This is a genomic window from Muricauda sp. SCSIO 65647, assembly GCF_021534965.1.
Classification (GTDB): Bacteria; Bacteroidota; Bacteroidia; order Flavobacteriales; family Flavobacteriaceae; genus Flagellimonas_A.
In genome coordinates this window covers 2,233,451-2,245,732 of record NZ_CP091037.1, presented here as the reverse complement: position 1 = coordinate 2,245,732, position 12,282 = coordinate 2,233,451, and the positions used below count along the sequence as shown (strand labels likewise).

The 12,282-nt window shown below is 42.6% G+C and carries 11 protein-coding genes and 1 tRNA gene; 4 read left to right on the top strand and 8 right to left on the bottom strand.

Annotated elements, in window-relative coordinates:
* Window position 1 precedes the first annotated feature (1 nt).
* The 5 genes from lptC to L0P89_RS09955 form a co-directional block, all read right to left on the bottom strand.
* Complete coding sequence (lptC, locus tag L0P89_RS09975; RefSeq protein ID WP_235264958.1) at window positions 2-574, bottom strand: LPS export ABC transporter periplasmic protein LptC; 573 nt, start codon at window positions 572-574, stop codon at window positions 2-4.
* Between the two features lie 29 nt (window positions 575-603).
* The gene (locus tag L0P89_RS09970) at window positions 604-1,974 is read right to left on the bottom strand and encodes a hypothetical protein (protein ID WP_235264957.1); all 1,371 of its coding nucleotides are present in this window, start codon (window positions 1,972-1,974) and stop codon (window positions 604-606) included.
* Between the two features lie 38 nt (window positions 1,975-2,012).
* Window positions 2,013-3,290 (bottom strand): outer membrane protein transport protein, encoded by a 1,278-nt coding sequence (locus tag L0P89_RS09965; protein WP_235264956.1) that lies wholly within the window; start codon window positions 3,288-3,290, stop codon window positions 2,013-2,015.
* Entirely contained in the window at window positions 3,291-4,019 is a 729-nt protein-coding gene (locus L0P89_RS09960; protein ID WP_235264955.1) for a type III pantothenate kinase, read from the bottom strand.
* A 246-nt stretch (window positions 4,020-4,265) separates the two neighbouring features.
* Window positions 4,266-4,484 carry a helix-turn-helix domain-containing protein gene (locus L0P89_RS09955; protein WP_235264954.1) on the bottom strand — a complete coding sequence of 73 codons (219 nt, stop codon included), beginning with the start codon at window positions 4,482-4,484 and terminating at the stop codon, window positions 4,266-4,268.
* Window positions 4,485-4,744: 260 nt separating this feature from the next.
* On the opposite strand from L0P89_RS09955, the gene L0P89_RS09950 reads away from it, so the two are divergent.
* The 3 genes from L0P89_RS09950 to L0P89_RS09940 all read left to right on the top strand — a co-directional run bounded on the left by L0P89_RS09950 (window position 4,745) and on the right by L0P89_RS09940 (window position 8,462).
* Window positions 4,745-6,085 (top strand): hypothetical protein, encoded by a 1,341-nt coding sequence (locus tag L0P89_RS09950; RefSeq protein ID WP_235264953.1) that lies wholly within the window; start codon window positions 4,745-4,747, stop codon window positions 6,083-6,085.
* Between the two features lie 247 nt (window positions 6,086-6,332).
* Entirely contained in the window at window positions 6,333-8,054 is a 1,722-nt protein-coding gene (locus tag L0P89_RS09945; RefSeq protein ID WP_235264952.1) for a glycoside hydrolase family 19 protein, read from the top strand.
* 21 nt (window positions 8,055-8,075) lie between these two features.
* On the top strand, window positions 8,076-8,462 hold the full coding sequence (locus L0P89_RS09940) for a hypothetical protein (RefSeq protein ID WP_235264951.1): 387 nt from the start codon (window positions 8,076-8,078) through the stop codon (window positions 8,460-8,462).
* Between the two features lie 381 nt (window positions 8,463-8,843).
* On the opposite strand, the gene L0P89_RS09935 is transcribed toward L0P89_RS09940, so the two are convergent.
* Window positions 8,844-8,916 (bottom strand) — tRNA-Phe (locus tag L0P89_RS09935).
* 509 nt (window positions 8,917-9,425) lie between these two features.
* On the opposite strand from L0P89_RS09935, the gene L0P89_RS09930 reads away from it, so the two are divergent.
* Window positions 9,426-9,653, top strand: coding sequence for a hypothetical protein (locus L0P89_RS09930; RefSeq protein WP_235264950.1), 228 nt, complete (start codon window positions 9,426-9,428; stop codon window positions 9,651-9,653).
* 7 nt (window positions 9,654-9,660) lie between these two features.
* On the opposite strand, the gene L0P89_RS09925 is transcribed toward L0P89_RS09930, so the two are convergent.
* Together L0P89_RS09925 and L0P89_RS09920 are read right to left on the bottom strand one after the other, a co-directional pair.
* Window positions 9,661-11,214, bottom strand: a complete 1,554-nt coding sequence (locus L0P89_RS09925) for a glycoside hydrolase family 32 protein (protein ID WP_235264949.1) — start codon at window positions 11,212-11,214, stop codon at window positions 9,661-9,663.
* Window positions 11,215-11,313: 99 nt separating this feature from the next.
* On the bottom strand, window positions 11,314-12,282 hold the full coding sequence (locus L0P89_RS09920; RefSeq protein WP_235264948.1) for a ThuA domain-containing protein: 969 nt from the start codon (window positions 12,280-12,282) through the stop codon (window positions 11,314-11,316).

Sequence of the window (12,282 nt, the reverse complement as noted above, 5' to 3'; positions counted from 1 at the left end):
GTCATTCGTCTTTTATGGTCATCAATCCAAAGGTTTTATGGGCGTTGAAAAAGGTGAAGTCTCGGTTAAAATCCATACCCTCGCCATCCATTACGGTCTGGTCTTCCGGATTGGTATAGGTGAACTCATGTTCAGTGAAAATCCAATTGGCGCTACGGTCCCAGTACAATTGGGAAGTTTCGAGTTTTTTGCCGTCATGGCTCTCCAATACAACATTGCCCTGTAGGTCGATCAATTTTGTTGCTGAGTACACCATTGCGTAATCGGCCATGATAATACTCTTCCTGTTCTGGTCATCATAGAAATCGACCTGTAGCCCTTTTGGAAAGATCTGATGTTTGAATTTCAGGTTTTCGTAATTTTCATTTAATGGGCTGGTCAATACCACTACCACTTTTGATTCAGCCGAGTCTTGGGTACCCATCTCTTTCATAGCCTCGGTATAGGTCAAGGTGAAGTTCTTGGCAACGCCCTGTGGCACCAGATTGGGCAATGCCTCTTCACCTACCCGTTGATAGTTGTCTTTGCACGACATAAAAAGCAATGCCACGGAAAAAACCGTGGCAAAACCCATTGAACAATATTTTAACCGGTGTTTCAACCTTATAGGTTTGGCACTTTTACGCTACCCCCTACCCAACAATTGAAGGAGATGGTCTGGCCTGCTTTGCCCGAGTTGAAAATCATCTCTTTGGTAGGTGCTTTTGCACTATAGCTGGCAGCAGATTGTTTTGCCCTTGAGCTCAACGAAGGGTCGACCCTTGCGGCTTTTCTTGCCATATCGGCCGCCTTCCAATAAATGGCGCGCTTTTCAAAGGGTGTGCTGCCACAAGCATTTGCACTGGTCGCGTATAAATTGGCGATCAACAGATAGGCCTTACCATTCGAAGGGTCGGCATCAACGGCCTTCAATGCATAATTTCTGGCCTGCGACTTGCTGCTTCTGCGAACCGTGGTTGCGATCTTATACAAGATATTTGATTTCTTTTTTGAATCGGTCTCCAGTTCAACCGCTTTGTTGAAATCGGCAATGGCGCCCCTATTATCTCCTGATTTTTGCTTCAGGGTACCACCGTACAGATAGGCACTGGCTGATGGTTCCAAGGCCAATTGGGCTTCAAACAATTTTCTGAACAAGGGATCATCTGTACATTCTTTGCTGAACATCCTGCCCACTGAGCGCTTCACCCAGTTGATATCGCCTTTTTTAGCCTCAAAACTCTTTTGGTAAAGCGGAATCAGGTTAGTACAGTCAGCCAAGGCACCCAGTTTAGAATCGATACTTCCGGCTATCTTACCGTACGATTCCGAGTTCGTTCTGGCCGCTTTCAACTGCCTCTTCTCTTTTGAGGTGAGGGTACCGGCATCTTCCTTGGGCAACAACTTACTGATAACACCGGTCAATTTTGCATTTTCTTCCTCGATCTTCTCAGTAACATCGTCATAAACATCAAATACTTCTTGCAAATCCCTCTTGCCCGCACCGTGTAGGTCGACCAAAGTTGAGAAGTACAGGTACAATGCTTTTGGATTCTTAAAATTGGCCCGGTCTTCTTTGAAAGCCTTATCAAGCATGGCATAGAGCTCTTCATCTGATGCCATTTTGTTATCATACATCAAAAGGGCCTTATCGATCTCTACGTCAGCAGGAGGGTATTTTGAGGCAAAATACTTTCTACTGTTGTCATACAGTGCAAGTAAGTCTTTGATATACCCATCTTTGTCAGCACCAGATGATTTGTCGATCTTATGCTTCAAGATTTTTTCCCCATAAGAAAAATTGGCTTTATTGATTGCCGGACAGTTTTCATAGACCATTTTCCACGGCTCATAAGCGGCATCATAATTCTTTACCTTGGCATGCTCTGCATAAATGGAAAGATTGGTCATGCACTCCGGGTTTTGTGCTTGAGCGGTACCCATGCCCATTGCCATAACAACGGCCATCATCGTCAAGTAAAATTTCTTTTTCATCTTACTAGGTTTAAAGCGGTTAATGTACTAATTTTTTATCAATTTATCTTCCTTTTTTGGAACCAAAGAGCGTTCAAAGAAAGACCGACATTTATTTTAAAATAACTTTCTTCGATCAAACCTGCATCAGTCGTGCCCCTTCTTCCCAGCTCAAATCCAATGTTGAGATTTGAGAAACGATCGGTAATGGTTCCACTCAACGGTAACCCAAATCCAAAAGTTATGCCAAAATTATTTATCTCCTTTCCATTCACCACCAAACCGGTGACATCATAACGAAGTCCGGCTCGATAGGTTATTCTTTTAAAGTATCCTGAAAGTGCGGTATAGTTAGGGACAAAGTATCCCCCGAAGGCGTAGCTATTGGCGTCTTGATACTGTACATTGTCTTGCCCCAAAAAACGGTTTTCGAAAGAACTAAATTGTTGAAAACTGTACTCAGCACCCATAAACCACTTTCGTTCTTCACCAAAACCGATGCCCAGAGTGGTGGTGGTGGGTATCTTGAGTTCTGTATTGCGAAGATTACGGGCATCAAGGTCTACGTCCACAACTTCAATCTCTTGCCCTGTTTCTTGCGAGAAAGATCCGATGACCTCTGAATTTTCTGAAACCAAATTGACCTGGGTATTGACCACCACGGAAGAATAAAGGGTGTATTTATCTTTTATCTTGGGTGTATAGATGGCCGAATAGTTAAAATCAAAGCCATTGATCTTTGATGTGCGATTATCGATGGTGCCGAACTGTACGCCCTCTACCCGCTGGAGGCGTTGATATTCAAGCGTGCCAAAATTGTAGTTTATCGTAGCTCCCAGGCCAAGATTCTTAATGGGTTGAAAACCAAAGGAAAAATAGGCGCGGTTCAACCCCCCCTCACCCGTAAAAATATTGGTGACAAGCTCTTCGTCAGCATTGGTGACCTCAGAAACCAATCCGTAACCTACCGAAGAAAATGGCATGAGGCCAAAACCGATACCCATGTTCTTGCCCATGGGAAGCCCAACCGAAAGATAATCGAGATTGGTGACCGATGTATTTTGTTCTTCGGTGAAATCTTTAAGTCTAAATTCTCGGTGAGAGACCCCCAGTGTATAGGTCGTAAGGGCCAACCGTGAATATGCCGCCGGGTTTCTCAGGTTGACGTGTATACTGTCTGCATACATACTGAGGCCCCCCATCATTTGGTTTTCGACAGTGCCTTTTCCTCTAAAATCGCCAATCCCAAAAAAAGAATAGGGTGAAATTGTTCCGTTTTGCGAGTGCACAAAAAAGGAGGTCGCGCAGAATAAGGCGAATAGCGTTTTTTTTACCATCTAATGTTTATTGTACTCAAGCAAGTGGTTTAGACCCTCTAAGAGAAATTTGGAGTTCGCAAATATGGTATTTTTTAGGCTTTTGGCAAAAAATTGGGCGTCACCGCCTGTTAAAATAACTGTTAAATGTTGGAAGCGCTTTCGATACTGGTCGATAATACCATCGATTTCTTGCACCATACCATTGACCACACCACTGTGCATACTGGTTTCTGTAGAATTACCGATGAAATCCAACACCTCTTGAGGGTCTAGCAGTGGTAATCCAAAGGTATGTTCGTTCATGGCCCTATAACGCATCTTGAGGCCAGGCGAGATGGCACCTCCCAAATATTCGCCAAATTCATTTACCATATCATAGGTCACACAGGTACCCGCATCGATGACCAAAGTATTCCCTTTTGGGTTTTGGTAAAAAGCTGCGGTGGCCAGGGCCATTCGGTCGACCCCTAACGAATTGGGAGTCGCATAGCAGTTCTTGTAGGGCACCTTCGTGCGGGGCGAAAGTTGCTGTACTTTACAGAATAGGGTCAAAATCTTTGCTTCTTTCTGGGCAGGTTTGCCTACAGACGAAATAAGGGCGTGGCCTATCTTGGGGTGGTTCTTGAAAATCTTCTTGATCTTTGATAAAAAAAGGCTTGGTTCAGAGGTTTTGAACAGTACCATCTCACCACGGTCAAAGACCGCATATTTCATCAAGGTATTGCCAATATCGATTACAAGGTTCATGACCGCTAAAGTACAAAACAAAAAAGCCCCATTCAGAGAGGCTTCTGGTCATTTCTTTACCTAGTTTAGAAGAGCTTCCATTTTTGTTTCACTTAAATCACAAAAAACACGCATTTTAAATATCGCCTTTACATACATCTCTCTGTAATGAGCGCCCCAAAACTTGCAGATAACAAGAACCATTCTGAAGAGGAATGATGTCAAGCCCATGAAAATAGCCCCTCGACAGAGGGGTTTTTTTGCCGCTTACTCTTTTTTGTATTCCCTCAAGGCCTCATCACTGAGGAAGAATTCTGAGACATTGATGCCTTTCTGCGCAAGCAGCCGCAGGTATAGCACGAAGTACCTGCCATATACAGTGCCCCTTTCAATTTTTGAGATTACGGACTGGTCTGTTTCCAGAGCTTCCGCGACTTGCCCTTGGGTAAGGTTCAGTAGCTCGCGGGATTTTTTGAAAAAGGACATTAACGGGGATAATTAAGGTCTACCCTAAAATACGCAAAAGGTCCTTTTTTGGATTTTTCATCGGATGTAAGTGCCCTTAAGATCGATTAACTGAAACAATAAAGTAAATAAAGTACTAGTAAATTATTTACTATATTTGTTGCTGGTTTCCGATTTTGGAAAGCGAGACGGAATCGGAAGATTCGCCACTGATAGCCTGCTTTTCCACCCAAAAGTGTTATGAACAAAGGGGAACCTGAAAATCTTTAATACCGTAGTCTATGAAAAAAACGATGACCTTTCCCATACTGCTCTTTGTGATGTTGGGTACGATCCGCACATCTGCACAAGAGAAAATGTATCAAGAGAGCTACCTTTTCGATGATGTCGAGGCCTATCTCTACAGCCCCGATCAAGAGCGGAAAAAATCCCGGAAATTTTTTGTCGCCCTCAAAGAGCTTGCTAAAAAACAGAACAGCACCGCGCTCTTTTACCTTGGCATGTTGCAAAAAGAAGGTCTGGGCACCAAACAGAGTTTTAAAAAATCACTCAGGTCATTCAAAAAATCGTATGAGTTGGGCAACCTTGAAGCGGCCTATTGTGTGGGGTATTATTACCTCAAAGGTTTTGGCGATGTGCCACAAGACTATGCCAGGGCATACCGATGGTTCAAGAAAAGTGAAAGCCCCATGGGCAGGCACTGGATGGCCAAAATGCAGTTTTTGGGCCTGGGCCGTAAGCCCAACAAGGCCAAGGCGCTCAAAATGCTAAGGTCAAATGAGATCGAGAACAGTAAGGTACTTTTAGAACAGTATGAAACCGCCCAACCGCCCACAGGCGAAGCAGAACTGTTTCACGCTCTCTTTGAAGAATCGCCCATTAGAGGGATGCACGAACTGTCAAACCTACACGATGTGCCCGATATACAGATGTTGGACGGAACCTGGGAGGGCGGGTATTTCGAACTTGACTGGGCCAAGGAAAAGGTCTTGAGAACCCTGCCCATTACGCTTGACCTCACCAAGGCGAACGGCATCAATGAAAGCCTGGGTGCCAAAATAAAGATTGCAGACAGTATTTCGATCGATACGGGCACTTACAGCTCGGGCGCCCTTCGTTTTGGAAACCTCACCGTGCCGATAAGAAAACAATACACCGATTATCTCGATTTCACCCATTTGATGACCGAGATCAGGGGTTTTGAACTGCGCATCTGCCCCTACAATGGCGAAAATTTGTTGATCGGCAGGGTCAATGCCCATCATCCCATATGGAAAGAGCGGGCCAATCCCATAATTGTGGTACTCAAGAAAAAGGTCAGTGTCAGTGAAGCGGCCCGCACGGCCTTTGACGAACAGGCCGCTGATTTTATCAGAATATACCCCAACCCGGTGCCAGACCATTGCCTTATAAACTTTGAACTGCCACATGGTGCCCATGTCAAAGTGCAAATGACCAATTACTATAATACGGCACCGTACCATAGTGTGCTCTTCAACGGTTACCGAGAAAAGGGCGAACATACCATAGAGGTCAGGAAACTTCCCTCACGACCCGGCACCTACACCCTATCCATTGAGTACGACGGAAAAATCGAGAACAAACTCATCATCAAGCAATAACGCCAGTACCATGAAAAAACACCTACTCTACCTATTGATCGTGATCACCGCGTTGGTACAGACCGACCAGTTGAACGCACAATTCAGAAGATACCCAAAACTACGGAAGTATGATGGCGACCGTACAGGCCGTGTCATGGATCGTGATGTACCGGTAGTCGACAGATATGGAAGGCCTAGATGTTGCGAAAGCCGCAATGAGTTCAACTTCCCCTTGACTTTCAACAGCTTTTCTATTTTGAACCAATTGGATTCACAAATTGCGGCAGCCCGCAGGGCAAGAAGGAAAGTGGACGAGTGGTTAAAAAAACAAGAAAACACTTTTTTGAAGGAGATAAACAGGCAGATGGGCAAGAACTATACGTCTTTCTCAACTGCGCAAAGGGAATATTTTAAGTTCTTTGAAAGCCGTGGGGGAAGATATGGCCCCGTAACGACCGCCCATCGGTTGGAAGGGGGGCATCAGGGTCGCGCCTCTCAACAAAAGAGGAAGTTCGAATCGCACGCCATGGAAATATTGGCATTGGATCGCTGGAGAGCTTGTGGCTATTGCTCAAGGTATGACGGGGTCGAGGTTCAAGGGACCCTTCTGGGGGAAATACGAAGAAATAAAAACTACTATTACTCCCAATACCGGAGATCGGCCATTGATGATTTTAACAAGTCGTACTACCAGAACGCTTTGGCCGATAGCGAGGCCAGGGGTATGGACAAACTGATCAAGAACGGCACATTGCTAAATCGCCTCAGCAATTATCGCGTACATCATTATCGCCGTTTGGGCCTGCAGGATAAAGTATTTCAAATGAGTGCCTATTTGATCTTGACAGGGGCAATACGCACAAATTACATACAATACACACTTCCATATAGTTTACGGAAGTATAACCCTCCAAAATATTGGGATGATGACCGTCTTTTGAAATGGGGAAAAGATTTGGCCCCGGCCATCCCGCATGAGCGATTCATATTCAGTGAAGAATATCTACAACAACAGATCGACTATTGGACAAGAATCCCTATAGTTCGTATTTCTAGACAAAAAGTCACCCAAAAGGTCGAAAGGGAGCGGCAAGAAGTTGTTGAAGAACTACTTAAGAAGATAAAAAATTGGTATTTAGACCTTGATGGTGATGGTTATCACTCAAAGATTCATATAGGCGAAGAAAGCCCAGGAAATAAATGGAAAACAACAACAAAAGGTCTAGATTGTGATGATACGAATAAAAACCGGAAAACGGCAGAAGACTGTGAGCAATGTAAAACGAGTAAAAAGGATTTGAAGAAAATGTTTCCAAACACCCCTGATGCAACGCTTACAAAAATTGCAGATGCTATAAACAAATATGGTAAGGATTTTGGTATTGATACCAAAGAAAAACTACAGCATTTTATAACGCAAGCAGGACATGAGAGTAATGAATTTAAAGCTTTCGAGGAAAATTTGAATTATAGATGGGAAAGGCTAGGGTTAGATTATTGGAAAAGATATTTTAATCCTATCACTAATCCCGCTGCCGATCCTGCCAAAGCAAACCCCAATGATTTCAAAAGGTCGAGTACGTCTGTCTACGTGGATGTAGAAAAATTTGCAAATAGGGTTTATAATGACAGATACAGGGAAAATAAAATTGGAAATATTAATGAAGGTGATGGATACAAATTTAGGGGAAGAGGTATCTTTCAATTAACAGGAAGAACAAATTACAGAAATTTTAATAATTTTTATCGAACTAATTATGATAGTTCGGTAAATTTAATAAACAATCCTGACTTGATTTCAACGAACAAAAATATTGCTGTGATCAGTGCTTTATGGTTTTACAAGAATAGTGTTTTAGATAAAATAATTGTCGATAATAATATTAGTGTTAAAGCCGTAACGGAAAAAGTTAACGGGGGAAAAAATGGACTTAATCACAGGAGAACATTACATGCTAAAACCCAAGCAAATATAGATTGTTTATAATCTTAAATGAAGTTATAAAAAATGAGAAATTATAAAAAAAAATATCAAGCAATAACAATATTTACAGTTTTAATCTTTCTGAGTTTTAGTATATTACCAGTAACCCAAGATCAACAATTAATAGTTGGTGAATGGATATCTATTGATGATAGCAATTGGAAATTAAAGTTTAATAATCAGGGGAAGTGTTATGACTATTATGAAGGAACGCTAGAAACAACCTACTACTACACAGTAACAGAAAAAACCGCTTCTAATGGTGTAGTGTTTAGTTATTTAAAATTGGTAAATATTAATGATAGTAGTGATGTTTATAACTACGAAATAAATGCGCTAAATAGGAATAATTTGGCATTAAATTATTTGGGTGATTTAAACGAGAAACTCATGCTTTTTGAAAAACAATAAAGAGAGAGTGTACTTGAAAATCCTCCTATGCTAGTGCTTGTAAATCTTCAACTAAAAGTGGACTGAACTTGGTCTAAAGTTTAGTGATGGTTTTGCTATCTTCAGGGCTAGCCTTGAAGATAGATTCATTAACCTTAAAATCACTTAAAATGACAAAGAAAAACCAAGTTTTAAAATGTATTTTTAAAAACCCCCTCTGTGGCCATCAACTTTGTTCCAGAGCCCTGTAAAGAAATTTTCAAGAAAGGAAGAAAAACAGGAATTACTTCGACAAAAATCCCAGATTCTTGCTCAGCATGAACCTCGATTCCTGTGCCTACGGCACAAAAAAACGCCTTGCTTCCGCAAGACGTTTTCCGTCGCTCCCACTCGCGTGGCTTGTGGTACCTCCAGGAATCGAACCAGGGACACACGGATTTTCAGTCCGTTGCTCTACCAACTGAGCTAAGGTACCATTGCTTTGAGGGCTGCAAATATACTTTCAAATTTAAGATTTACAAACAAAAAAGAAAAAAAGCGACACACTTTTAGTACTGTTTTTGATATCACTTTTCTTGGTTTCCTTCCCTTATAAACAATACCATTTATACCGAAAATCATACCATCTATAAAATCTTGGATATATGGGCGGGCCATTTTAGTAACTTCATCAAGAATTCAGCACCAATACACAATACGATGAACACTGTAGAGCAAAAAATAGGCTATATCTTCTGGTACATGATTTTGGTATTTTCAATTATAATGTTGGCAAACAGCCTATATCACTACTTCATTTGACAAAACCGCAACGTAAGTGTTCTGTCTTAAGACCCTTAACAACAGAACTGATAATTTTAAAGCCCTTAACCCCTTTGCTTTATCTTAAATATTTCATAAATATCAAAATTCAATGCCCTTATAAGAACAAAATATGGTTATTTAAGGGCGAATTTTGTTAAGTACTCTAATTTTAAAACAAAAATGACAAAAGAGTTAATGCAATCTGCCTTAGAGTTTGAAAACAGAACTCTTAGCCATATGTCGACCAGTGATCGCGTAGCCGCCTCGCGGGAAGCAAAGAAGCTTATTTTGGCCATCAATGAAATCTATAAAAAGACCAAAGATTCAAACTTGATGGACCTGATGAAGCGCCTGACCGTTAAAAAGCGAAAAATAGAGAAGCGGTTAAAAGGCAATCCCTTGGCTTGATCCAGCATTAATTCTGCCAGATAGAACCCACACTGCTTATTGAGAAATCTTTCAGTTCAATTGTTGAATCGGACGTATTTTCAATAAGCATTTTTGTATAATCTTTCGTTGGAAAAATCTGTTGCGTCATCACAAACTGCCCCTTGTTTATAAATAGTTCGACCGAAGAGGCATCGACCCATAATCGTACCTCATAATCGCTTTCAGGTAGCTGGCGAACATTCATGTAATGTAATTTATTTCCAAATTCTTGTTGAAAATCGACCGCTCCCGATTCGGTTCTATCTACGATCACCAAATGTGATGCCGCGTCAAAAGTGACCTTGAGGTTTTCGCCCTTATCGTTCATAAGCGTCAATCTGAAGTCTCGCCCCTCGGTAGTGAATGAAATATCAGATTGGTTAAGATCAGCATGAAAAATTTCTTTTGTTGCTGCCGCTTCCAAAACCATGTCTGTTTTCTCGACCGGAACGGTCAGTTCATCCATCGCCGCAACAGGGTAGTTCGCCAACATATAATCATCTCCAAACTTTCGCAACGATAATTCCCTGGGGAGCGTCATCGCACTTCGCCATGTCGATGTCGGTGTCAAGACGGCATACTGCCAGTTGCTCATCCAACCGATAAAAATACGGTCGCCAGGCGTATTGTTATAGGTAACCCCTGCATAGTTATCGGTGCCCCAATCGAGCCATTTGTATTCTTGTTGGTCAGAAGAAAAAGTAGTGCCGTCAAAATCGCCCACAAAATATTGGGTGCCGCTGCCCCCGTTGGGGCCGCCACTGCCAATACTGATAATGAGCACCCATTTTGTCTCATCGGTTCCCGCTACCTTCAAAGGAAACAGATCCGGGCACTCCCAAACCCCACCATGGGCCCCTTGTTCTTCACCAAAATCGCTGATGTGATTCCATTCTTTTAGGTTCGTTGAGCGATAGAACTTCGCATGATCGCCGGCGACCAGGGCCATGATCCAACTTTGTGTGGCATCATGCCAAAACACCTTGGGATCTCGAAAATCTTTGATGGCCGTATTGCCTATAACGGGATTCCCTTCATACTTCGTCCACGTTTCTCCATTGTCAAGGCTATAGGCAATGGCTTGGGTCTGAAAATCTTTGCGGCCGCCTTTTTCTCCCTGCATCGAATGGTAGGTGTAAATGGCCACTAGCGGCACCTTTCCCCCCTCTGCAAAACCTGAAGTGTTGTTTTCATCGACCACGGCGCTTCCTGAAAATATAAATCCCTGCCCATCAGGATACAGCGCTATCGGTCTGTTCTGCCAATGCACCATATTTTCACTGATGGCATGGCCCCAATGCATCGGACCCCATACCGTGGCGTCAGGATAATATTGATAAAACAGATGATAAATACCATCATGATAGACCAAACCGTTCGGATCGTTCATCCAACTCGTGGGGGGCGAAAAGTGAAACTGTGGGCGAAATGGCTCTTGATAGACTTTTTCAGCAACGGGCCGCTCTGCTTGTTTGACCGAAACATCGTTGCATGCCCAGCAGAATAAACACACGGCAGTGAAAAAAATGGCTCTTGTCATTACTCATGGAATTTATGCAATACTGGAATATAAACCAATTTTTATTCAGAGCTATGCCCAAAATGAAAGAACCTCTCTAAAAAAGCTGTCTGGTCCTCTCTATTCTATGGTTTCAGGATGCCGGTTCTTTTTGAATTTGTCACCAAAACCTGAGTTATTGGGTTGGTAGCTTCCTTCGATGGAAACATTTGTTCCTTGTTCAGGAATTTCCTTCTCCCTGCCCAAAGCCCAATAGATTCCGTTTATAGCCAACTTTCGCATCGATTCTTCCTTAAAATCATAGGGATGGCCCAAGGTCGTGAAAAAAACCCGAGCCGTCTTGTTTTGGGCACCTGTGTAGGTCTTGGTCCAAGCCACCGGATTTTCCAAAGGAAATTCATTCAATCTATTTTCCATTTCATGCTTTGACCTGAGTGAACGGCCCATTAGAAGTGGCTTACTGTCACCATACAATTTATAATTTCCCCCATCTACGTGATAGAGCCATGAAAAAGCCTTGAAAGGTAGCACCCCATTTAAGATTTCGGAAGAATGGTTTTCAACTAGTGATACTTGGGTCAAGGGGTCATGGCCATCTGAAAAATGACCGTGATGGGTGATCCATTTTTGGCCGAACACTTTGGTCGGCCATTCGTCATTATAAAAATACAACGCACTGTTCTCTTCATATTTGAAGGCGTGGGTAGCGGTTCGAAAGCCCACTACCGGCTTGCCACTTTCTACATAATCGGCAATGAGGGCCAACTCCTCTTCGGGCAAGGCCCTAAAACGTGTGAACAACACCATTAAGTCTGCGGTTGCCAATGCCTTAAGGCCTTGTATATGGTCTTTCACGTTCGGATTTACGAAGCCCAATGAGTCAACGGCATAGCAAAGGCTGATCTTGGCGGCCAATTCACGCTTGAGAATTCTCGCCAACATGGGCATAGATTCTTCAGATCGGTATTCTTCATCGCCCATCACAAAAACGATGTGCGGTACATGATTCAACTGTTTTTTTGACTGTCCGAAAAGACTTGTGCCAAAAATTAAGAAACCGATGATGCCAAACAATTTGATTCTTTTCAT